Raw genomic sequence first — 20,944 nt, 5'->3', positions numbered from 1 at the left:
GCCCCGCCCGTGCCACCGATGCCCGAGGCCGACGAGGACGGGTCGACGACCCGCATCTCGCTGCGGCTGCCCGAGGGCCTGAAGACACGCGTCGACGACGCCGCCTCGACCGAGGGCCTGAGCGTCAACTCCTGGTTGGTCCGCACCATCCAGAAGGTCCTCGCCGCACCGGCGCAGGACCAGCCCACCCAGAACTTCACCCAGACCGGTCGCCGCATGACCGGCTGGGTCCGTTGAGAGGCCCCGACATGTTCGACAACGCCTACGCCGCCATCGCCGCCACCCGGATGGGTGGACCCATCCAGGAGGACTTCGCCCGGCTGAACCGCCGCCGTCGTCCGCGCACGGGGACCCGCAACAGCACGACCCGGCCGCGACCGACCGACAACCTGTAACCCGACCACCCCTCGTCCAGAGAAGCCAAGAGAGCAGGATCGGCGATGACCGACTACGAGTTCCCCGTGACCGGCCCCGTCCGGGTGCACGCCAAGATGCGGGCCAGCGATCTGATCCTGGCCGCCGCGGACCCCGCAGACGTCCCGAGCGTGGCCCGCGTGCGGCTGATCGTCCGGGGATCCGACGGCGCAGCGATCGCCGAGGCCACGCGCGTCACCTTCGAGGGTGGTGACCTCCGCATCGAGGTGCCCTCGACGCGCACCCGGCTGTTCGGCGGATCCGCGCGGCTGCGCATCGAGGTCGACGTGCCCGCAGGATCCGACCTGGACGTCGAGACCGGATCCGGTGACGTGCTCGCCAGCGGGCAGCTCGGGGGCGCCCGGGTCAAGTCCGGCTCCGGCGACGTCGAGATCCGCGGTGCTGAGGACCTCGACGGTACGTCCGGCTCCGGAGACGTCAGCATCGGCAGCGTCGGCACGGGCCACGTCGTCAGTGGCTCCGGTGACGTGCACGTCGGGACCGCCGGCAGCCTCGAGGTCCGCACCGGGTCCGGTGACGTCGGGGTCGACTCCGGTCGGGACGTCGACGCCGCGACCGGTTCCGGCGACATCGTGATCAAGGAGGTCGCCGGTCGGGTCGGGCTGCGCACCGGCTCGGGCGACCTCATCGTCCGCCGTGCCGCCGATGGCGAGGTCACCGCGAAGACGGCGTCCGGCGACATCGTCGTGGGGATCCCGCTCGGCACCGCCGCGATGCTCGACTGCAGCTCGATCTCCGGCAGCGTCCGCAGCGAACTCACGCCGGGCGACGGGCCCGACGGCGAGGGTGGCGGCGCCGTGGTGCTGCGGCTACGGACCGTCAGTGGGGACGTGCTGGTCCGCCGCGCCTGAACACTCCCGAGCGGTGCCGTCCGTACCCGGTCCGCAGACATGGATGCGGGCCCGCACCCGAGGGGATAGGTGCGGACCCGCAGTGCGGGGGAGCCGAAGGGCTCCGTATTCAGTTGTGGGCAATTCCCCTCAGGTCCGGATCGGCCGGTGTCAGCGCAGCCAGGTGTGCTTGCCGATCTTGGTCGACCACCACTTGCCGAGGCCCCAGGTGTCGCCGGCCAGTGTCACGGCGGCGATGATCAGCAGCAGTGCCTCGTGCCAGTGCGAGTCGACGATCGGGTTGGTTGCTCCGCGGATGACCTCGCCGTCGACGATCGTGGTGGCGGTCGGGAACTCGGCCAGGAACATGAACAGCATGAGGAGCGTGCCACCCACCGCAGCGATCCGCAGGCCTGCACCGCCGATCATGGCGATCCCGATGCCGAGCAGAGCGAACATGAACAGGAAGTCGCCGAACGGGTTCGCGAAGAGGCCGAAGAATCCGGCGAACGGGCCCTCGATGCCGTTGATGAAGCCCTGGGCGGGGGTGCCGCCGTTGAGCCAGGAGTTCTCCGCCGGGGTGGAGTAGTTCAGCCCGAAGAGCTTGTCGAGGAAGGCCCACAGGAACGTGAACCCGATGACGATACGGCTGACGGCGAGGACCTTCCGCACACCCGGCCGGGTGACGATGTCCTCCTCGGTGCGGACCTCGTGGACCGGGGCCGCGGGTGCGATGGTCTTGCTCATGATTTCGTTCCCCTCTATGGGACGTGGTCCTCATCTGGTGGACCCTTCACAAGCAATTCTTCCGGCCGCGGACCGGGTGCGCGTGGGGCCTATGTCCCCACTTCTCCCGCAGGAAACCGCGGTAGGTGGGGCTTAGGTCCCGACCGTCAGGAGATCGCTGAGCCACTGCCCGACGGCGGCCCGCAGGCCGGGTAGGTCGCCCTTCAGCGAATGGTCGCCGGGCTGCGTCACGATCGTCCGGCCGGGGCCGGCCGGCGGCATCCCGAACGGGTCGCGCTCGCCCTGGACGATCAGCACGGGCACACTGACCGCCTCCAGCTCGGGCAGCCGGGACTTGCTCGGGTCCGCGGCACGGCCCGGCGGATGCAGCGGGAAGGCGAGGCACAGGACGCCCCGGGCTCCGCCGTCGGCCGCCGTTCGGCACGCGACCCGGGCACCGGAGGACCGGCCGCCGACCACCAGCGGGACGTCGGCGACAAGGTCGGCGCGCAGGTGCTCGAGCACCTCGAGCCACGCCGTGTCGAGCTGTCGGGCGGGGGCGGGCGCGCGGCGCCCCGCGACCCGGTACGGCTGCTCGACCAGGTAGACGTCCAGGCCGGCGGTCCGGGCCGCGGAGGTGGCGGCCATCAGGTCCGGGGCGCCGACCCCGCCGCCGGCGCCATGGCCGAGCAGCAGGGCACCGATCCGGGCTGTGCCGTCGGCCGGTCGCGGGTGGACCCGGGCCGGGCCGTGGCTGGTCACGATCTCGATCGGATCGGGGTTGGCTGCCACGAGGGAGATCGTAGCCAGCACACGCAACGGGCGCCGCGCGACCTCGCGCGGCGCCCGTGTTGGGTCGTGACTCAGGCGGTGGCGCCGAGCTTGCGGAACGCGACACCGGCGAACCCGAGCAGCACGCCCAGGCCGACGACCAGCGCAGCGACACCATAGGCGACCACCGAGGTGAACAGAGAGGCACGCAGGAACGAGGCGTTCATGACGGTGGTGCGCTGGGCCGCGAGTTCCTCGTACTCGGCGCTGCCCTCCTCGACCTGGGCCATGTCGGCGCCGAGTTCGGCGTAGGTGCGACCGTCCGTAGCGTGCAGGGCGTGGGTGTTGATGATGTCGGCCTGCGAGTACGCGGTGAACGGACCACCCACCTGCTGACCGGCGAACCAACGGGCGTCGTCGGAGATCGTGATCTCCTCGGCCTGCAGCTGGGAGGTCACGACGACCCAGGTGGTGCCTCCGGCGAGGACGAACACGATGCCCGCGATGAGCAGGATCAATCCGGTGAGTCTGGCGAACTTCGCGGCCCCACCGGTGGCGGCGGACGGGCTGGTGGTTCCAGTGGTGGTGCTGTCGGTGCTCATGTGAGTTCCCCTCGTTGTGAGCTGCTGTTGGATCGGATGCCCTGATCGTTTCGCACCGGTGTGGGCCGGACCCGGGCCGGAAGTCCCGGCGGCGGCACCGGCGCATTGTGAGCCTCCCCACATCATGGCCGAGAACTGCTCCGAGCGTCAGTGCTGCGGTCCGCGAGGTGACCAGCGGCGCCGGCATCGCCGTCGGAGTCCTATGATCCGAAGCATGACTGCTCCCACCACCGCAGGGCCCGGGGGTAGCACCCCCAGTACTCCGGACATCAAGCCGCGCAGCCGGCAGGTCACCGACGGCATCGAGGCCACGGCGTCGCGCGGGATGCTGCGCGCCGTCGGCATGGGTGACGGCGACTGGGTCAAACCCCAGATCGGCATCGCCAGCTCCTGGAACGAGATCACGCCGTGCAACCTGTCCCTGGACCGGCTCGCCCAGGGTGCGAAGGAGGGGGTGCACTCCGGTGGCGGCTACCCGCTGCAGTTCGGCACCATCTCCGTCTCCGACGGCATCTCGATGGGCCACGAGGGGATGCACTTCTCACTGGTGTCCCGCGACATCATCGCGGACTCGGTCGAGGCCGTCATGATGGCGGAGCGGCTGGACGGGTCGGTGCTGCTGGCCGGCTGCGACAAGTCGCTGCCGGGCATGCTCATGGCCGCCGCCCGCCTGGACCTGGCCAGCGTGTTCCTCTACGCCGGCTCGATCATGCCGGGCTGGGTCAAGCTCGAGGACGGCACCGAGAAGGACGTCACCCTGATCGACGCCTTCGAGGCGGTCGGCGCATGCTCCCGCGGCCTGATGAGCAAGGGAGACCTGGACCGGATCGAGCGGGCCATCTGCCCCGGTGAAGGTGCCTGCGGCGGTATGTACACCGCGAACACGATGGCCTCCGTGGCCGAGGCGATGGGCATGTCCCTGCCGGGATCGGCCGCGCCGCCGTCGGCCGACCGGCGCCGAGACAACTTCGCCCACCTCTCCGGCGAGGCGGTCGTCGAGATGCTCCGCAAGGGCATCACCGCACGCGACATCATGACCAAGAAGGCGTTCGAGAACGCGATCGCCGTGGTGATGGCGTTCGGTGGGTCCACGAACGCGGTGCTGCACCTGCTCGCCATCGCGAACGAGGCGGAGGTGGATCTGACGCTCGCGGACTTCGACCGGATCGCTGCGAAGGTTCCGCACCTGGGTGACCTCAAGCCGTTCGGCCGCTACGTGATGTACGACGTGGACCGCATCGGCGGTGTGCCCGTGATCATGAAGGCGCTTCTGGACGCCGGCCTGATCCACGGCGACGCGCTCACCGTGACCGGCAAGACCGTCGCGGAGAACCTCGCGGACATCAACCCGCCGGACCCGGACGGCAAGATCCTGCGCGCCCTGGACAACCCGATCCACCACACCGGCGGCATCACGATCCTCGGCGGCTCGCTCGCCCCGGACGGCGCCGTGGTCAAGTCCGCGGGCTTCGACGACGACGTGTTCGAGGGCACCGCCCGCGTGTTCGAGCGGGAGCGCGCCGCGCTCGATGCGCTCGAGGACGGCACGATCACCGACGGCGACGTCGTGGTGATCCGGTACGAGGGCCCCAAGGGTGGTCCTGGGATGCGCGAGATGCTGGCGATCACCGGTGCCATCAAGGGCGCCGGGCTCGGCAAGACCGTGCTGCTGCTCACCGACGGCCGATTCTCCGGCGGCACCACCGGGCTGTGCGTCGGGCACGTGGCTCCCGAGGCGGTCGACGGCGGCCCGATCGCGTTCGTACGGGACGGCGACCCGATCCGTCTGGACGTGGCCAACAAGACGCTCGACCTGCTCGTCGACCCCGCCGAGCTCGAGGCCCGCAAGCAGGGCTGGGCGCCGCTCGACCACGCCTTCAAGCGGGGCGTCCTGGCCAAGTACGCCAAGCTCGTCGGCTCGGCATCGCAGGGGGCCGTGCTTTCCTGAGCCGGCTCCGCCTCGAATGTGAGCCCGGTCGGACGGCGCGCATCGCCGTCCGACCGGACCGCCAGGTGAGCAGGACGCGCCTGCCCTCGCCGGTGGCCGGTTGCGGTGGCAGCCTAGAGGCATGGACACCCTGACGGCTGAGGAAGTTTCCGAACTCGACGGCCTCGAGGACTGGCGGGTGCTGATCCGCTCGTTGCACGCGACCTTCCGGACCGGGTCGCTGGCCGAGGGCATCGCGTTCGCGACCCGGGTGGGCGCGGCGGCGGACGCGGCCGACCACCACCCGGACCTGGATCTGCGGTACTTCCGGACCTCGGTCGTGCTCACCACCCACTCGGCGGACGGGCTCACCGAGCTGGACGTCGACCTGGCCCGTACGATCAGCGCGATCGCCGCTGAGCTCGGCCTGACCCCGGAGCCGGCGCTGGTCTCCGTACAGGAGATCGCGATCGACGCGCTCGACATCCCCGCCGTGCTGCCGTTCTGGCGGGCCGTCCTCGGCTACGACGACGACATGCCGCCCGAGTTCGAGGGCGACGCGGACGCGCTGGGGGACCCGGTGAACGGCAATCCCGCCGTCTGGTTCCAGCAGATGGACGCCCCGCGCCCACAGCGCAACCGGATCCACATCGACGTGTGGGTGCCACTCGACGCCGCCGAGGCCCGGGTGCAGGCCGCCCTGGACGCCGGCGGAGCGCTGGTCAGTGCGCACTCGGCGCCGTCGTTCTGGGTGCTCGCCGACCCCGAGGGCAACGAGGCCTGCGTGTGCACCGCGTTCGGGCGGCCCCGGGACTGACCGGGTCGGCCTCCGGGCGCCGAGCCCTGGACCGTCCAAGATGTGGCCGCGTGGCCCAATATGTGAGACGTGACCTGGATGGATGTGACGGATCGCGTGAGCCGGGGCTACTATCTGGAACATGTTCAGTTCGGCGATCGTCGTAGTACTTACCGGGCGCGCTCACGCGACCGTCTGATCGACGATCCTGCACTGAGCGCGCACCCCTCGACCGCCCCCTGGGCACGAGGGGTTTTTGTTTGCCCACACCCATGCAAGAGAGAGCACAGGAGGAGCGATGGCACACGTGCCGCATCCCACGCCGCCTCGTTCGCAGCCGCCCAAGCCGGCGCTGGCCGCAGCCGCACCGAATGCCGCGCCCGCGGTCGTCGGTGAGGTGATGACCGGGGCCGCCTCGGTGGTCCGGTCCCTGGAGTCCGTCGGTGCCGACGTCATCTTCGGGATCCCGGGCGGCGCCATCCTCCCGGTCTACGACCCGCTCTTCGACTCCTCGATCCGCCACGTCCTGGTCCGCCACGAGCAGGGCGCCGGCCACGCCGCCGCGGGCTATGCGGCGGCCACCGGAAGGGTCGGGGTCTGCATGGCGACCTCCGGACCCGGCGCCACCAACCTCGTCACGCCCATCGCCGACGCGCACATGGACTCGGTGCCGATGGTGGCGATCACCGGGCAGGTCGGCGCCTCCCTGATCGGGACGGACGCCTTCCAGGAGGCGGACATCGTCGGCATCACGATGCCGATCACGAAGCACTCCTTCCTGGTCACCGACCCCAGCGAGATCCCGGCCCGGATCGCGGAGGCGTTCCACATCGCCTCCACCGGCCGCCCCGGCCCTGTGCTGGTCGACATCGCCAAGAGCGCCATGCAGTCGGAGACGTCCTTCACCTGGCCGCCCGCCGAGCTGGACATCCCCGGCTACCACCCGATCACCAAGCCGCACATCAAGCAGATCAAGGAAGCGGCCCGGCTGCTGGCGACCGCCCGCCGTCCGGTGCTGTACGTCGGCGGCGGTGTGATCCGCGCGAACGCCTCGGCCGAACTGATCGAGCTGACCAACCTCTCCGGCGCGGCCGTCGTCACCACGCTGATGGCGCGTGGTGCGCTGCCCGACTCGCACCCGCAGAACGTCGGGATGCCCGGGATGCACGGCACCGTCCCCGCGGTGGCCGCACTCCAGAAGGCGGACCTCGTGGTCGCCCTCGGGGCCCGGTTCGACGACCGCGTCACCGGCCGGCTGGACAGTTTCGCGCCGGGTGCCACGGTCGTGCACGCGGACATCGACCCCGCCGAGATCTCCAAGAACCGGTTCGCGGACGTGCCGATCGTCGGGGACCTCAAGGACGTGCTCGCGGACCTGACCGTCGAGCTCGCCCAGGAGCAGACCCAGCACGGGAAGCCGGACCTGGAGGGGTGGTGGCACACGATCGACGAGCTGCGCGCCACCTACCCGCTCGGCTGGTCGCCCACCGAGGACGGCCTGCTCGCCCCGCAGTACGTGATCTCCCGGCTCGGCGAGATCTCCGGCCCGGAGACCATCTTCGCGGCCGGTGTCGGCCAGCACCAGATGTGGGCGGCGCAGTTCATCCGCTACGAGCACCCACGCACGTGGCTGAACTCCGGCGGGCTGGGCACCATGGGCTACGCGGTGCCGGCGGCGATGGGCGCGAAGGTCGGCGCCCCGGACAAGACAGTGTGGGCGGTCGACGGCGACGGCTGCTTCCAGATGACCAACCAGGAACTGGCCACCTGCGCCCTCGACGACATCCCGATCAAGGTCGCGATCATCAACAACTCCTCGCTCGGGATGGTCCGCCAGTGGCAGACGCTGTTCTACGACCAGCGGTACTCCAACACGGACCTGAACACCGGCCACGAGACGGCCCGCATCCCGGACTTCGTCAAGCTCGCCGAGGCGTACGGGTGCGTCGGCCTGCGGTGCGACAACGCGAAGGATGTCGACGCGACGATCCGCAAGGCGCAGGAGATCGACGACCGCCCCGTGGTCGTGGACTTCGTGGTCAGCCGCGACGCCATGGTGTGGCCGATGGTGCCCTCCGGCGTGAGCAACGACGACATCCAGTACGCGCAGGGCATCGGCCCGGCGTTCGATCGTGACGAGTGAGGCCACAGACGATGACCCGACACACGCTCTCCGTCCTGGTCGAGAACAAGCCCGGCGTGCTCACCCGCGTCTCGGCCCTGTTCGCCAGGCGAGCCTTCAACATCCACTCCCTCGCCGTCGGCCCCACCGAGCACCCGGACATCTCCCGGATCACGGTCGTGGTCGACGTCGAGTCCAACCCGCTCGAGCAGGTCACCAAGCAGCTCAACAAGCTGGTGAACGTCCTCAAGATCGTGGAACTGGCCCCGAACGCCTCGGTCCAGCGCGAACTGCTGCTGGTCAAGGTCAAGGCCGACGACGCCTCCCGCACCGCGGTGCTGCAGGTCGTCGAGCTGTTCCGGGCCCACGTGGTCGACGTCAGCCCCGAGGCCGTCACGATCGAGGCCACCGGCGGCGAGGACAAGCTCAAGGCGCTGCTCGCGGCGCTCGAACCGCACGGGATCCGTGAGATCGTCCAGTCGGGCACGGTGGCCATCGGCCGCGGCGGCCGTTCGATGACGGACCGCGCCCTGGAGCGGATCGCTCGCTCCGCCTGAGCGTCCCCGCCCACCCCAGATCACCCCGAACCGAACAATCAGCAATTCAACGAAGGAGACCCACTGTGGCCGAGCTGTTCTACGACGACGACGCCGACCTGTCCCTGATCGCTGCGAAGAAGGTCGCCGTCATCGGCTACGGCAGCCAGGGTCACGCCCACGCGCTGAACCTGCGCGACTCCGGCGTGGACGTGCGCGTCGGTCTGCGCGAGGGTTCGCCCTCGCGTGAGAAGGCAGAGAACGAGGGCCTGAAGGTCCGAGGCGTCGCCGACGCCGTCAAGGAGGCGGACGTCGTCGTCGTGCTCGCACCGGACCAGGTGCAGCGGCACGTGTACGCGGACGAGATCGCTCCGAACCTGGCCGACGGCGCGACGCTCGTCTTCGGGCACGGCTTCAACATCCGCTACGGCTACATCAAGCCGAAGGACACCGTCGACGTCATCATGGTCGCCCCCAAGGGCCCGGGTCACCTGGTCCGCCGCGAGTACGCGGACGGTCGCGGGGTGCCGGTGATCGTCGCCGTCGAGCAGGACGTGACCGGCAACGCGTGGCCGCTCGCCCTGTCCTACGCCAAGGCGATCGGTGGCCTGCGCGCCGCCGGCATCAAGACCACCTTCACCGAGGAGACCGAGACCGACCTGTTCGGTGAGCAGGCCGTCCTCTGCGGTGGTGCGTCCCAGCTGGTGCAGTACGGTTTCGAGACCCTGACCGAGGCCGGCTACCAGCCCGAGGTCGCCTACTTCGAGGTGCTCCACGAGCTGAAGCTGATCGTCGACCTCATGTACGAGGGTGGCATCGCCAAGCAGCGTTGGAGCGTCTCCGACACCGCCGAGTACGGGGACTACGTCTCCGGCCCGCGCGTGATCGACCCGCACGTGAAGGAGAACATGAAGGCCGTCCTCGGCGACATCCAGAACGGTGCCTTCGCGGAGCGATTCATCAACGACCAGGACGCCGGCGCCCCGGAGTTCAAGGCCGCCCGCGCCAAGGGCGAGGCGCACCCGATCGAGGCCACCGGCCGCGAGCTGCGCAAGCTGTTCGCGTGGGTGAAGCCCTCCGACGCGGACTACACCGAGGGAAGCGCCGGACGCTGACGGAGCTGACCCGAGGCACGAGCGGTCGGCGTGGTCAGCGGGAGGTGTCTTCCCGAGTGATATGTACCGAGGGAAGCGCCGGACGCTGACGCTCCCTCTTCGCCACTGAGACCGGACACCTTCCCCGGGACGGCCCATTCCATTGGGGCCGTCCAGGGGGAGGTGTCCGGTCTCAAGCGTGTCGGGCGGGCTGGCTAGGATTCGGCCCATGACTGAGTCTGTGTCGGAGCGCGATCCGGAGCGGACGGCCGCCTACGAGGCGGCCGCGCAGGTGTCCGGGCCATTGACCGTGGCGCTCCGGATCCTGCGGATCCCGGCCGTCCTCTACGGCCTGGTACCGGTCGTGCCGCTGATCGGGATCGCCTGGATCGCCGTCGGTGCCGACGGCTGGACCCGACTGATCCTGCTCGCGCTGGCGCTCGCGGGTGCCGTGTTCTCGGTCCTGTTCCTGCACCGGGTCCGGCAGTACTGGCGGGCCGCCGACGACAGGGCCGAACTGGCGACGCAGTTCACCGGGCTCTTCGACCTCATGGACGTCTCGCTCGAGATCCTGGCGCGGATAGCCGACCTCGCCGAGCGCGGCGGCCTGCGGCTGATTCGCCGCCTGCGCGCGCTGTGGGGGGTGATCACGATCCCGGACCACGTGAACAACCACATCGAGTCCTTCGACCGGGCGCGGTGGTTCGTGCCGCCCGCGATAGGCGAGACCGTTGGCATGCTGACCGTGAACCTCTGGCTCAGCATCGGGAGCTGGGCCGCCTTCCTGATCCTGCTCCCGCTACGGGCGACCGGCACCCTCTGAGCCGGCCGCCCGGCGCTCATTTCAGGATCGGCACCTGGAACGGGTAGCGGTACACCTCGCCGTTGCTGGCGCGCATCGCGCCGATGATCGAGAGCACGATCTGGGCGATCCAGACGACCGCCCAGAGAACGATCGCGAGCGGGATCAGGACGATCGTGATGAAGCAGATCCACCCGACGATCGTCACCACCCACACCGTGATGTTGAAGTTGAACGCGCTCGCGGCGGCGTTGCGGACCAGCGGGCCGCGGTCCTTCCAGATCAGCCACACCAGCAGCGGCCCCAGGAAACTGATGAGTCCGGCGGACAGGACCATGGCGATGATGGGGGACAGGTGCGCCAGGATCGCGATCGTCTTGTTGCTGCTGTCGTTGGCCGGCGGCTGGTACGGGGCGCCGGGCGGCGGGGTGTATGGCGGGTTCTGGCTCACGGGCACTCCTTCAACGATGGTGAACCCAGCGTTCCGCATCCGCGCCACCCTGTCGATACGCCGCAGGGCGGAGTGCGTCTCGTCCGCGGGTGTGACCCGGGCACCGACGCGTACGGCAGACTGGCCGGATGGACACCGAGCAGGACGACGCGATCGACCGGTTCTGGCGCGTCGCCCGGCTCAAGGGCAAGGTGACCCGGCTCGAGCTGTTCGTCGGGCAGGCGCCGCGGGACACGATCCCGCCGCCCGCATGGTCCTTCTCCGACGACCGCGCCACCGCGGACGAGTTCGTGGCCGAGGTCCTCGCCGGCACCCGGACCACGATCGTGGTGACGGTGGCCGACCTGGGTGACGAGCCCGCGCCGGAGATCGGGGACCTCTCCATCCTGCTCGACGGCGGAGGCGAACCCCGCGTACTCATCCGCACCACCGCGGTGGCGCGGCAGGCGGTCGGGGACGGAGCAGGCGTCGGTGCGGCGGCCGGGCTGACGCCCGGCGGCGACCCCCTGCCCAACGGGACCGAGGTCCTCGTCGAACGCTTCGAGGCCGTCTACCCCAAGCCGCCGAAGCGGCGCACGCCGCCCGCCTGACCGACCCCGCGCCGTCGGGGGCGTTCACGACGCGACGCGGCCCCCGCCGTCGGGCCGTGAACACGCGACGCACCCCCCACGCTCCGGTCAACATGCGAGACGGCATGTCCATACCGTGGGACCGATGGGTAGGCTGGGAACCATGGCACGAACCATCAAGCTCGCAGTCGTTGCAGGTGACGGAATCGGACCCGAGGTGGTCGCCGAGGGCCTGAAGGTCCTCGACGTCGTCCTGGCTGGCAGCGACGTCACCGTGGAGCGCACGGAGTTCGAGCTCGGCGCGAAGCGCTGGCACGAGACCGGCGAGACGCTCACCGAGGACGACCTGGCCGCGATCAGCACGCACGACGCGATCCTCCTCGGCGCCGTCGGGGACCCGACCGTGCCCAGCGGCGTGCTCGAGCGCGGCCTGCTGCTCAAGCTCCGGTTCGCCCTGGACCACTACGTGAACCTGCGCCCCTCGCGCCTGTACCCCGGGGTGCCGACGCCGCTCGCGAACCCGGGCGACGTGGACTTCGTGGTGGTGCGGGAAGGCACCGAAGGCCCCTACACCGGCAACGGCGGGGCGCTGCGGGTGGGCACGCCGCACGAGATCGCGACCGAGGTCAGCGTGAACACCGCGTTCGGCGTCGAGCGGGTGGTACGGGACGCGTTCGCGCGCGCCCAGGCCCGGCCCCGCAAGAAGCTCACCCTCGTGCACAAGCACAACGTGCTCGTCAACGCCGGCCACCTGTGGCGGCGCACCGTGGACGCCGTCGCCGCGGAGTTCCCGGAGATCGCCGTCGACTACGCGCACGTGGACGCGGCGACCATCTACATGGTCACCGACCCGGCCCGGTTCGACGTGATCGTGACCGACAACCTGTTCGGCGACATCATCACCGACCTCGCTGCGGCGATCACCGGTGGCATCGGGCTCGCGGCCTCAGGCAACGTCAACCCCAGCGGCGCGTTCCCGTCCATGTTCGAGCCCGTGCACGGCTCCGCGCCGGACATCGCCGGCCAGTCCAAGGCAGACCCGACGGCGGCCGTGCTGTCCGTCGCGCTGCTGCTGGAGCACCTCGGTCTGCCCGAGCAGGCCACGCGCATCTCCGACGCCGTCACCGCGGACATCGCCGCGCGCGACGGGTCGCCGCGCACCACCGTTGAGATCGGCGACGCGCTCGCCGCCCGAGTAGCCGGCTGAGCGAGGCGGACCCGCCCCTGCCGGGGCGCGCCTCGCTCACCCTACTGACGCCGGAATCGGCCCAGTAGGGCTACCGTCATACTCGCAACCCACGGTGGAGAGGCACGATGAGCAACGACACGCAACAGGAGACGACGTTCGAGGTGCGGCCGACGTCGCACCCCCGCACCCGCGAGCAGCGCGCCGCCGCGCTGATCGAGCTGGGGTTCGGAACCGTCTTCTCCGATCACATGGCCCACGCGACGTGGACCACAGATCAGGGCTGGCACGACCGACGCATCGAGGCGTACGGCCCGCTCAGCCTGGACCCGGCCGCGGCGGTGCTGCACTACGCGCAGGAGATCTTCGAAGGGCTGAAGGCCTACCGGCACGAGGACGGCACCGTCTGGGCGTTCCGGCCCGAGGCGAACGCGGCCCGGTTCGCGCAGAGCGCGCGGCGGCTGGCACTGCCGGAACTGAGCGAGGCGGACTTCCTCGACTCGATCAGGCAGTTGGTCCGTACGGACATGGAGTGGGTGCCGAACGCGCCAGGATCCTCGCTGTACCTGCGGCCGTACATGTTCGCCTCCGAAGCATTCCTCGGCGTCCGCGCGGCGCGCCGGGTCGAGTACCTGGTGATCGCGTCGCCGTCGGGGCCGTACTTCACGTCCGGCTTCACGCCGGTCTCGATCTGGGTGGCCGAGGAGTACCACCGCGCGGGGCCGGGCGGCACCGGCGCGGCCAAGTGCGGCGGGAACTACGCGGCCAGTCTGCTCCCGCAGCAGCAGGCGTACGAGCACGGCTGCCAGCAGGTCTGCTTCCTCGATGCGGCCACGAACACCTACCTCGAGGAGCTCGGCGGGATGAACATGTTCATCGTCACCGCCGACGGTGCCGTGCACACGCCGGCGCTGACCGGGACGATCCTCGAGGGCGTTACCCGCCAGTCGATCCTGCAGCTGGTCACCGACGCCGGGCACGACGTGCACGAGCGCGCGATCACGCTGGAGGAGGTCAAGGCCGGGGTGGCGTCGGGAGAGATCACCGAGATCTTCGCGTGCGGAACGGCCGCCGTGATCACGCCCATCGGTGTGCTCAAGGGCACCGGGTTCGACCTCACCGTCGGCGACGGGGCGGCCGGGACGGTCACGAACGAGCTGTACGGGCTGCTCACCGACCTGCAGTACGGGCGGCACGATGACACCTACGGCTGGATGACGCGGCTCGTCTGAGTCCTCGTCCGGCGGTCAAGTGTGGTGCTGGACGATGTTGAGGACCGTGCCGTCGGGCGTGCGGACGAAGAACCGGACGACGCCCCACGGCTCGGTCGTGAGCGGGTGGACGATCTCGTAGCCGGCCTGGCGTAGCGATGCGTACGTTGCGTGGACGTCGTCGACCTTGACCGACGCCGCGGGGTCCTCGGGCGCGGTCGCGTCGCGGGTCAGCACCTGCACGGCGGCGCCGGTGCCGGGGTCGACGAAGCGGGTGACCCAGTCAAGGCCGAGGGGTTGTTCGGTCAGGCCGAGCCCGTCGACGTAGAAGCGCCGGGCCTCGTCGAGATCGTCGACCCTGAGGTCGGCGATGATCTGGGTGACGGTCATGGGTGAACTCCGCTCGGCTCGGGTCGTCCGACGATACGCCGCACCGGTGGGCTGGCTGCGGGCGCTTCCGCGGAAGCGCTGCGCTCGGGTTATCCACAGGGACTTCCGAATCCGGGGTCCATTCACTACGGTCGGTCCATGACGCGGGGGTCGTGGCGGGGGAGACGGCGCCAGTGGTACGTCCCGACGGCGGCCCTCGCCCTGGTCATGCTGGTCGCCGGGTGCGACGGCGGGGACCCCGTCGAGCCGCCGACGTCGGTGACCGAGTCGAGCGAAGAGCCGACGACGGAGGAGCCGACGACCGAGGAGCCGACGACGGCGGAACCGACGGAGTTTCCGTCGCCGGAGCGGCCGGCTGCCATGGACGAGTCGGGTCCGGACGGGGCGATCGCAGCGGCACGGTACTTCTTCGAGTTGGTCACTTACTCGCAGAACACTGCGGATACGTCGCAACTTCAGGAGGTCAGCGACCCCGAGTGCGATTTCTGCCTGGGCGTTTTGAGGGTCGTCTCACTGATGGTTGAGGACGAAGCGGAGTTCTCCGGCGGAGAATATGACCTCGACGAGGAGAGCGTCCAGGTCGACAATATCGACGACACGTATACGGTTACTTTCGATCTGAACCAGGGCGGGGGCGTGGCGCGATACCCTGACGGCCGGGAAGAGGAGTTGCCGCCTGGAGAGTACTCGGGCGTCGTCCTTACAGCACTCTTCAATGAGAGCTCCTGGCTAGTTCTCGATGTGGTAATTCCGGGGGCGACGTCTTGAAGCGCCTGATTCCATTGGTCGTCGCAGTGTTCATGTTTCCTGCTGCAGCCGTGTACGCAGAGCCTGGACCGCTTGACTGTTCCCAGTCCTTTAGCGTTGAGTGCCTTAGCGCGACTGGTGCTGCGCAGGCAGGCAGCATTGTCGTGCTTGCGGAGCAGGGCATGCAGAACTCTGGCGAAACCGGCTCGACGGGTCAGAATGGTCGTCGACTTAGTGTGGCAGAGATATTCGCACTTTATCCGGACTGTCCGCCAGCAGGTAGCGAATTCAGTGCGATACCGATCGGCTGTCCTCTATTGACTGATTCCGGCAGCGTGGCGATGAAGTTCAAGGCCGGCAACGGCGAGGACGAACTCGTGCCGGCAACCGAGGCGCTCACGCTCACAGTCACGGATTTCCAGCGCCTGCTCCTGGTCGGCTCGGAGATCAACCTTCAGCCCCAGGGTGAGTGGACGCTGGTGAACATGGACACGATCGTCTTCACGGACGGCACCATCCAGGAGTTCTCGACGACCGTTCTCGGCCTACCGGTCGCGGTGCGCGCGACGCCCGTTGAGTTCACCTGGGACTTCGGCGACGGCTCCGCCCCTCTGGTCACAACGGAGGCGGGCGCCGGTTACCCGGACCACACCCTCACCCACGTCTACACGACGGTCGAGACGGTCGAGATCACTCTCACCACGAGTTGGTCGGGCGAGTTTCAGATCAACGGCACCGGCCCGTGGCTGGCGGTGAACGGTACGGCGACGACGGTCACGGTCTCGGACCCGCTGCGAGTGGAGACGGCCGAGACGAACCTGGTGCCCTGAGCGAGGCCGAGCGTTCAGCGCTTCCGCGGAAGCGCTGAAGCGCGGGATCCGCCTCCGTGAGTCGGCGCGAGTCTGTGACGCGGCTCGCCGGTGGTGCTTCCGCGGAAGCGCCCGGCCACGTCGCGCTTCCGCGGAAGCACCGAGCTCACCTGCAGGTTGCTGGCCTCTGCCCAGACGAGCACGGCGGCGCGGAGTTATCCACAGGCCTCGCACACGGCTGCAACGCCGTCACTACCGTCCGAGCATGCCATCGAACCCGAGTGCTCGGATCCACCGTTCGGTCGCCTCCGTGGTGGCCCTTGCCGCGCTTGTCCTGGTCCCGGGATGCGACGGCTCCCCGTCCGGAAGCCAGGCGTCGACCGAACCCGAGGCCGGCGGCGCCACCATCGTCGCCCAGGCCGACGAGCGGCAGAAGAACACCCTCGAGGGCGTTGCGCCGCCGGTCCGCCCGGCCGCGATGGACGACCCTGGACCGGAGGGTGCCGTCGCGGCGGCGGCCTACTTCATCAGCCTCTTTCCGTACCTGTTCACCTCGGGCGACCTGCACGAGTGGGAGGCACTGGCGACCGCCGATTGTGCTGTCTGCACGCAGATCGCCGACGGTGCCGCCGCGCTGCACACAGAAGGTGGCAGGAACTCCGGCGGCGACTTCGAGGTGCTGCACGCGCTCACCAGCGGCCAGGACGGCGCGGACGGGCGCTACATCGTGCAGCTGGATGTCGTGGAGGGGCCGAGCATCCGGATCGCGGGTGACGGGAGTCAGGTCGAGCAAGCCAACGGCCGCTACCCCGAGCTCTGGGTCTCGGTTGTGCGGGATGCCGGGAGCTGGCGGGTCGACGGCGTGAGTTTCGGGTCAGGGCCGTTCGCGACGCCGATGGCCGAGCCACCGGCCGACCTGGACGATGCCGGCCGGGCCGGCGCGGTGGCGGCAGCGGCCAACTTCTTCCTGACCTACTCCGACGCCCACCTGACCCGCGAGGTGGCCGCGCTCGAGGCGATCAGCGGACCGGACTGTGCGTTCTGCACCGGCGCGATCGCGAGCGTGAACGACCTGCTCGCACAGGAATCAACGCTCGCCGGTGGTACCGCCAGCGTCGAGACCGCGGGCGCGGATGTGGAGCAGGTCGACGGCACCTACCGGGTCACCATCGACGTGGTGGAGGGCGGGCGCACGATCACCCACGCCGACGGCACCGCGGCGTCCGCGCCGAGTTCGGTCCATGCCGGCATCGTCGTGACGACCCAGTTCCTCGACGGGACCTGGGTGATCCTGGAGGTCGAGCTGCCGTGACCGGCTCACTCGGCCTCGCCGTAGTGCTCCACGATCGCCACGTCGAGCGGGAACTCCACGCCGAACCCGGTGAACAGGAGCCGGCCCGCTTCCGCGGAAGCGTCTCGGATCGCCGTTGCGACGTCGTCGACCAGGTCGGCAGGGGAGTGGACGATCACCTCGTCGTGCAGGAAGTAGACCAGGTGCGGGCGGTCCGCGCCGTTCGTCATCGCCGTCAGCCGGCGCCGGATCTCCGCCATCCAGACCAGGGCCCACTCGGCCGCGGTGCCCTGCACCACGAAGTTGCGGGTGAACCGGCCCCAGTCGCGTGCCTGCTGGCGGGCGCGCCGCTCGGCGGACTCCCCGGCGTCCGGCTGCGTGGCCAGGCCCTGGACCTCGCGCCACGTCGCCGACGGTGGCGGTGACGTCCGGCCGAGCCAGGTGCGGACCACCCCGCCCCGTTCACCCGTGCGGGCGGCGTCCTCGACGAGACCTGTCGCACGCGGATAGGCGCGCAGCAGCCGCGGCATCAGGTGCCCCGCCTCACCGGTGGTGGCCCCGTAAAGGGCGCCGAGCATCGCGACCTTCGCGTGGGCGCGGGTGTCCACGATCCCGGCGTCGACCAGGCCCTGGTACAGGTCCGTGCCACGGCTGGCCGCGGCCAGGGCCTCGTCCCGGGACATCGCCGCGAGCACCCGTGGCTCGATCTGGGCGACATCTGCGACGACGAGTTTCCAGCCGGGATCGGCACGGACCGCCGCCCGGATCTGCTTCGGGAGCTGCAGGGCACCGCCACCGCTCGTGGCCCAGCGGCCGGTGACCACCCCGCCGGGGACGTAGTCGGGGAAGAACCGGCCGCGCCGATCCTGCGTGCCCGGGCGCACCCAGGAGTCCATCCAGGTCCAGCCGTTCGCGCTGAGGAGTCGGGCCAGGCGCTTGTACTCCAGGAGCGGCTCCACCACGGGATGGTCGAGTTCCTGCAGTTCCCATTTGCTGGTGCTCTTCACGTCGAGACCGGCCCGGCGCAGCGTGCGCAGCAGGTCCACCGGCGAATCCGGGTTCAACCGGGGCGCGGACAGGCGCTCCTGGATGATCCCGGCCAGTTCCTCGAGCCGCTTCGGCCGCATCCCGGGCCGGGGTCGTGGCCCGAGCACGTCGGTCAGGATCCGATCGTGGGCCTCAAGATCCCAGGGCAGCCCGTCGTGCGCGATCTCAGCGGCGATCAGGGCGCCGGCGGACTCGGCGGCCAGGAGGAAGCGCACCCGGCCCGGGTCGGCCACGGCCCCGAGGGCGTCCCGCTGGCGGATCCGTTCGGCGAGCAGTTCCTCGGGGCCGACGTCGCCGAGCCGGGCCATGTCCTCGAGGTCGTCGAGCAGCGACGGCGTCGGGTCCGCCTCGGCCAGTACCGGCGAGTCCCAGAGGTCGTCGCCCTCGAACGAACCCGGTGCCGCATGGCGCAGGATCACGTGGCACAGGCGAAGGTCCAGGCACCGTTGCACCCGGACGTCGTCGCGGAGCAGCTCGGGATACAGGGCCGCCGTGTCCGCCCAGACCCACCGGGGCTGCTCGGGCTCGACCGACGCGGCGAAGGCGGCGAACTCCGACCGGTCCAGTCGCTGCGTGCGGGTCGGCGCGAGATCGTCGTCCAGGGCGAGCGCGTGCAGCGTCCCCGCCTCGGACGCGACCAGGATCTCCACCCCCTGAGGTTAGGACCTCACCCGGACATCCTCGTCCGACGCGGGGGCCCGGGTGCGCTCTCGCCCCGCGGATGTGACATCATGAGCGAATGATGCCCACCAGCGTCCTGATTATCGACTAGCGCGTTCGTCGCCTCGGCGAACGCGCAGACCTCCCGCACCCCGGGGGGTCTTTTTGTTGCCGGGGCCAACCATCCCGGTGACGCCGATGGCAGCACAGACATCCGATCCGCGCGGGCACCACCCCGTTCCGGGCGAGGAGGATGAGGAGAACAGCAGGACCCGTACCACCCGGAAGCTGACGACATGAGTACCGCATCGAAGCCCGACGTCGCCGATGTGCACGTCTATGACACCACCCTGCGCGATGGCGCCCAGCAGGAGGGGATGAACCTCTCCGTCGCGGACAAGCTAGCCATCGCCCCACTCCTGGACGAGCTCGGGGTGACGTTCATCGAGGGTGGCTGGCCCGGTGCGATCCCGAAGGACACGGAGTTCTTCGCCCGCGCGGAGAAGGACCTGACGTTGGCCAACGCAGAGCTCGCGGCGTTCGGCTCGACCCGCAAGGCCGGCGGCCGGGCACACACCGACACCCAGGTGCGCGCGTTGCTCGACTCCGCCGCACCGACGATCACGCTCGTCGCGAAGAGCGACATCCGGCACGTCGAGCGCGCCCTGCGCACCGACGGCGACGAGAACCTCGCCATGATCGCCGACACCGTCGCCTACCTGACCGACGCCGGCCGCCGCGTGATCGTCGACGCCGAGCACTTCTTCGACGGGTACCGGTTCGATCCCGACTACGCACTACGCGCGGTGACGACGGCGTTCGAGGCCGGCGCGGACGTCGTCGCCCTCTGCGACACGAACGGTGGCATGCTGCCGGACTGGGTGTTCGACATCGTCTCCTCGGTGCGCGAGCGCACCGACGGCCGCCTCGGCATCCACGCCCACAACGACTCCGGCTGCGCCGTCGCGAACTCGATGGCCGCCGTCATCGCCGGTGCCCACCACGTGCAGGGCACCGTGAACGGCTACGGCGAACGCACCGGGAACGCCGACCTGCTCGCCGTCGTCGCGAACCTCGAGCTGAAGCTGGAGATCCCGGTCCTCGGCGGCGCCGGCCTGGCCGAGGTCACCCGGATCGCGCACGCGGTCAGCGAGATCACCAACATCGCCCCGTTCGCCCGGCAGCCCTACATCGGGGCGAGCGCGTTCGCGCACAAGGCAGGTCTGCACGCGAGCGCCATCCGTGTGGACCCGGACCTGTACCAGCACATCGACCCGCGCAAGGTCGGCAACGACATGCGCATGCTCGTCTCGGACATGGCCGGCCGGGCCAGCATCGAGCTGAAGGGCCGCGAGCTCGGGTTCGACCTCAGTGGCCAGAGCGACCTGCTCGGCCGGGTCACCGAGCGGGTCAAGGACGCAGAGGCGAACGGGTACACGTTCGACGCCGCGGACGCCTCGTTCGAGCTCCTGCTGCGCGAGGAGATCGCGGGGACCCGGCCCGCGTACTTCCGCACCGAGTCCTGGCGCGCGATCGTCGAGCACACCCAGCAGACCGGCGAGGTCAACGCCGAGGCCACTGTGAAACTGCACACCGGGGACGTCCGGGTGGTGTCCACCGGTGAGGGCAACGGCCCCGTGAACGCCCTGGACGCGGCCCTGCGGCAGTCCCTGGTGACGGCCTACCCGGCGATCGAGGACTTCGAGCTGATCGACTACAAGGTGCGGCTGCTGGACTCCTCCCACGGCACCGACGCCGTCACCAGGGTGTTGCTGGAGATGACCGACGGCCAGGACTCCTGGAGCACGGTCGGGGTCGGCCCGAACATCCTCGAGGCGTCCTGGGAGGCGTTGGTCGACTCCCTCGTCTACGGGCTGGTCCGCCACGAGGTGGTCCCGCTCTGAGCGCACCGGGCGCCGTCGCTGCAGGCCCGACGGCGGGG

General features: G+C 70.0%; 21 protein-coding genes and 1 pseudogene. 16 read left to right on the top strand and 6 right to left on the bottom strand.

Annotated elements, in window-relative coordinates; all coding sequences use genetic code 11:
- From HALOF300_RS18385 to HALOF300_RS18375, 3 genes and pseudogenes are all read left to right on the top strand, one after another.
- Window positions 1-237: pseudogene (locus HALOF300_RS18385) on the top strand (histidine kinase); the annotation flags it as partial.
- 11 nt (window positions 238-248) lie between these two features.
- Entirely contained in the window at window positions 249-395 is a 147-nt protein-coding gene (locus tag HALOF300_RS18380) for a hypothetical protein (protein WP_156742352.1), read from the top strand.
- A 45-nt stretch (window positions 396-440) separates the two neighbouring features.
- Window positions 441-1,286, top strand: coding sequence for a DUF4097 family beta strand repeat-containing protein (locus HALOF300_RS18375; protein WP_156742351.1), 846 nt, complete (start codon window positions 441-443; stop codon window positions 1,284-1,286).
- A gap of 150 nt (window positions 1,287-1,436) precedes the next feature.
- Here HALOF300_RS18375 and HALOF300_RS18370 read toward each other — a convergent pair whose 3' ends face one another.
- The 3 genes from HALOF300_RS18370 to HALOF300_RS18360 all read right to left on the bottom strand — a co-directional run bounded on the left by HALOF300_RS18370 (window position 1,437) and on the right by HALOF300_RS18360 (window position 3,364).
- Window positions 1,437-2,012 (bottom strand): DoxX family protein, encoded by a 576-nt coding sequence (locus tag HALOF300_RS18370; RefSeq protein ID WP_156742350.1) that lies wholly within the window; start codon window positions 2,010-2,012, stop codon window positions 1,437-1,439.
- A 132-nt stretch (window positions 2,013-2,144) separates the two neighbouring features.
- Window positions 2,145-2,783 carry an alpha/beta hydrolase family protein gene (locus tag HALOF300_RS18365; protein ID WP_231955574.1) on the bottom strand — a complete coding sequence of 213 codons (639 nt, stop codon included), beginning with the start codon at window positions 2,781-2,783 and terminating at the stop codon, window positions 2,145-2,147.
- Between the two features lie 71 nt (window positions 2,784-2,854).
- A complete protein-coding gene (locus HALOF300_RS18360) occupies window positions 2,855-3,364 on the bottom strand; it encodes an aromatic ring-opening dioxygenase LigA (protein WP_231955572.1) in 510 nt (169 codons plus the stop codon).
- A 214-nt stretch (window positions 3,365-3,578) separates the two neighbouring features.
- Here HALOF300_RS18360 and ilvD point away from each other — a divergent pair, with 214 nt between their 5' ends.
- The 6 genes from ilvD to HALOF300_RS18330 all read left to right on the top strand — a co-directional run bounded on the left by ilvD (window position 3,579) and on the right by HALOF300_RS18330 (window position 10,662).
- Window positions 3,579-5,312, top strand: a complete 1,734-nt coding sequence (gene ilvD / locus HALOF300_RS18355) for a dihydroxy-acid dehydratase (RefSeq protein ID WP_156742349.1) — start codon at window positions 3,579-3,581, stop codon at window positions 5,310-5,312.
- 121 nt (window positions 5,313-5,433) lie between these two features.
- Window positions 5,434-6,108 (top strand): 4a-hydroxytetrahydrobiopterin dehydratase, encoded by a 675-nt coding sequence (locus HALOF300_RS18350; RefSeq protein WP_156742348.1) that lies wholly within the window; start codon window positions 5,434-5,436, stop codon window positions 6,106-6,108.
- Between the two features lie 277 nt (window positions 6,109-6,385).
- Window positions 6,386-8,230, top strand: a complete 1,845-nt coding sequence (locus HALOF300_RS18345) for an acetolactate synthase large subunit (RefSeq protein WP_156742347.1) — start codon at window positions 6,386-6,388, stop codon at window positions 8,228-8,230.
- Window positions 8,231-8,241: 11 nt separating this feature from the next.
- Entirely contained in the window at window positions 8,242-8,766 is a 525-nt protein-coding gene (ilvN, locus tag HALOF300_RS18340; protein ID WP_156742346.1) for an acetolactate synthase small subunit, read from the top strand.
- A gap of 65 nt (window positions 8,767-8,831) precedes the next feature.
- On the top strand, window positions 8,832-9,860 hold the full coding sequence (gene ilvC / locus HALOF300_RS18335) for a ketol-acid reductoisomerase (RefSeq protein ID WP_154794957.1): 1,029 nt from the start codon (window positions 8,832-8,834) through the stop codon (window positions 9,858-9,860).
- A 208-nt stretch (window positions 9,861-10,068) separates the two neighbouring features.
- Window positions 10,069-10,662 (top strand): hypothetical protein, encoded by a 594-nt coding sequence (locus tag HALOF300_RS18330; RefSeq protein WP_156742345.1) that lies wholly within the window; start codon window positions 10,069-10,071, stop codon window positions 10,660-10,662.
- A gap of 16 nt (window positions 10,663-10,678) precedes the next feature.
- Here the strand turns inward: HALOF300_RS18330 and HALOF300_RS18325 are convergent, their stop codons facing one another.
- The gene (locus tag HALOF300_RS18325; protein ID WP_197522661.1) at window positions 10,679-11,092 is read right to left on the bottom strand and encodes a DUF4870 domain-containing protein; all 414 of its coding nucleotides are present in this window, start codon (window positions 11,090-11,092) and stop codon (window positions 10,679-10,681) included.
- A gap of 128 nt (window positions 11,093-11,220) precedes the next feature.
- Between HALOF300_RS18325 and HALOF300_RS18320 the strand changes: the two genes are divergently transcribed.
- From HALOF300_RS18320 to HALOF300_RS18310, 3 genes are all read left to right on the top strand, one after another.
- The gene (locus HALOF300_RS18320) at window positions 11,221-11,682 is read left to right on the top strand and encodes an ASCH domain-containing protein (protein WP_156742343.1); all 462 of its coding nucleotides are present in this window, start codon (window positions 11,221-11,223) and stop codon (window positions 11,680-11,682) included.
- Window positions 11,683-11,824: 142 nt separating this feature from the next.
- Window positions 11,825-12,868 carry a 3-isopropylmalate dehydrogenase gene (locus tag HALOF300_RS18315; protein ID WP_156742342.1) on the top strand — a complete coding sequence of 348 codons (1,044 nt, stop codon included), beginning with the start codon at window positions 11,825-11,827 and terminating at the stop codon, window positions 12,866-12,868.
- A 107-nt stretch (window positions 12,869-12,975) separates the two neighbouring features.
- On the top strand, window positions 12,976-14,079 hold the full coding sequence (locus HALOF300_RS18310; RefSeq protein WP_156742341.1) for a branched-chain amino acid aminotransferase: 1,104 nt from the start codon (window positions 12,976-12,978) through the stop codon (window positions 14,077-14,079).
- A gap of 15 nt (window positions 14,080-14,094) precedes the next feature.
- On the opposite strand, the gene HALOF300_RS18305 is transcribed toward HALOF300_RS18310, so the two are convergent.
- Window positions 14,095-14,448 (bottom strand): VOC family protein, encoded by a 354-nt coding sequence (locus HALOF300_RS18305; RefSeq protein WP_156742340.1) that lies wholly within the window; start codon window positions 14,446-14,448, stop codon window positions 14,095-14,097.
- 138 nt (window positions 14,449-14,586) lie between these two features.
- Here HALOF300_RS18305 and HALOF300_RS18300 point away from each other — a divergent pair, with 138 nt between their 5' ends.
- The 3 genes from HALOF300_RS18300 (at window position 14,587) to HALOF300_RS18290 (ending at window position 17,316) form a co-directional block, all read left to right on the top strand.
- Window positions 14,587-15,216: a DUF6318 family protein gene (locus HALOF300_RS18300; protein WP_156742339.1), complete on the top strand. Its 630-nt coding sequence runs from the start codon at window positions 14,587-14,589 to the stop codon at window positions 15,214-15,216.
- Window positions 15,217-15,377: 161 nt separating this feature from the next.
- On the top strand, window positions 15,378-16,025 hold the full coding sequence (locus HALOF300_RS18295; protein WP_156742338.1) for a hypothetical protein: 648 nt from the start codon (window positions 15,378-15,380) through the stop codon (window positions 16,023-16,025).
- A 244-nt stretch (window positions 16,026-16,269) separates the two neighbouring features.
- Window positions 16,270-17,316, top strand: a complete 1,047-nt coding sequence (locus HALOF300_RS18290; RefSeq protein WP_156742337.1) for a DUF6318 family protein — start codon at window positions 16,270-16,272, stop codon at window positions 17,314-17,316.
- 5 nt (window positions 17,317-17,321) lie between these two features.
- Here the strand turns inward: HALOF300_RS18290 and HALOF300_RS18285 are convergent, their stop codons facing one another.
- Complete coding sequence (locus HALOF300_RS18285) at window positions 17,322-18,992, bottom strand: bifunctional 3'-5' exonuclease/DNA polymerase (RefSeq protein ID WP_156742336.1); 1,671 nt, start codon at window positions 18,990-18,992, stop codon at window positions 17,322-17,324.
- Window positions 18,993-19,298: 306 nt separating this feature from the next.
- On the opposite strand from HALOF300_RS18285, the gene cimA reads away from it, so the two are divergent.
- Window positions 19,299-20,906 carry a citramalate synthase gene (gene cimA, locus HALOF300_RS18280; protein ID WP_156742335.1) on the top strand — a complete coding sequence of 536 codons (1,608 nt, stop codon included), beginning with the start codon at window positions 19,299-19,301 and terminating at the stop codon, window positions 20,904-20,906.
- Window positions 20,907-20,944 lie beyond the last annotated feature (38 nt).

Source organism: Occultella aeris, from assembly GCF_902703175.1.
GTDB classification, from domain to species: Bacteria; Actinomycetota; Actinomycetes; order Actinomycetales; family Beutenbergiaceae; genus Occultella; species Occultella aeris.
Note: the sequence above shows the minus strand (reverse complement) of the source record. Positions and strands in the feature narration are given on the sequence as shown.

What these genes read in the sequence shown, in the direction of transcription:
- HALOF300_RS18380 (WP_156742352.1), top strand. Translation starts at nt 249, where the DNA reads ATGTTCGACAACGCCTACGCCGCCATCGCCGCCACCCGGATGGGTGGA.
- HALOF300_RS18375 (WP_156742351.1), top strand. Translation starts at nt 441, where the DNA reads ATGACCGACTACGAGTTCCCCGTGACCGGCCCCGTCCGGGTGCACGCC.
- HALOF300_RS18370 (WP_156742350.1), bottom strand. Translation starts at nt 2,012, where the DNA reads ATGAGCAAGACCATCGCACCCGCGGCCCCGGTCCACGAGGTCCGCACC.
- HALOF300_RS18360 (WP_231955572.1), bottom strand. Translation starts at nt 3,364, where the DNA reads ATGAGCACCGACAGCACCACCACTGGAACCACCAGCCCGTCCGCCGCC.
- ilvD (WP_156742349.1), top strand. Translation starts at nt 3,579, where the DNA reads ATGACTGCTCCCACCACCGCAGGGCCCGGGGGTAGCACCCCCAGTACT.
- HALOF300_RS18350 (WP_156742348.1), top strand. Translation starts at nt 5,434, where the DNA reads ATGGACACCCTGACGGCTGAGGAAGTTTCCGAACTCGACGGCCTCGAG.
- HALOF300_RS18345 (WP_156742347.1), top strand. Translation starts at nt 6,386, where the DNA reads ATGGCACACGTGCCGCATCCCACGCCGCCTCGTTCGCAGCCGCCCAAG.
- ilvN (WP_156742346.1), top strand. Translation starts at nt 8,242, where the DNA reads ATGACCCGACACACGCTCTCCGTCCTGGTCGAGAACAAGCCCGGCGTG.
- HALOF300_RS18330 (WP_156742345.1), top strand. Translation starts at nt 10,069, where the DNA reads ATGACTGAGTCTGTGTCGGAGCGCGATCCGGAGCGGACGGCCGCCTAC.
- HALOF300_RS18320 (WP_156742343.1), top strand. Translation starts at nt 11,221, where the DNA reads ATGGACACCGAGCAGGACGACGCGATCGACCGGTTCTGGCGCGTCGCC.
- HALOF300_RS18315 (WP_156742342.1), top strand. Translation starts at nt 11,825, where the DNA reads ATGGCACGAACCATCAAGCTCGCAGTCGTTGCAGGTGACGGAATCGGA.
- HALOF300_RS18310 (WP_156742341.1), top strand. Translation starts at nt 12,976, where the DNA reads ATGAGCAACGACACGCAACAGGAGACGACGTTCGAGGTGCGGCCGACG.
- HALOF300_RS18305 (WP_156742340.1), bottom strand. Translation starts at nt 14,448, where the DNA reads ATGACCGTCACCCAGATCATCGCCGACCTCAGGGTCGACGATCTCGAC.
- HALOF300_RS18300 (WP_156742339.1), top strand. Translation starts at nt 14,587, where the DNA reads ATGACGCGGGGGTCGTGGCGGGGGAGACGGCGCCAGTGGTACGTCCCG.
- HALOF300_RS18295 (WP_156742338.1), top strand. Translation starts at nt 15,378, where the DNA reads ATGCAGAACTCTGGCGAAACCGGCTCGACGGGTCAGAATGGTCGTCGA.
- HALOF300_RS18290 (WP_156742337.1), top strand. Translation starts at nt 16,270, where the DNA reads ATGCCATCGAACCCGAGTGCTCGGATCCACCGTTCGGTCGCCTCCGTG.
- cimA (WP_156742335.1), top strand. Translation starts at nt 19,299, where the DNA reads ATGAGTACCGCATCGAAGCCCGACGTCGCCGATGTGCACGTCTATGAC.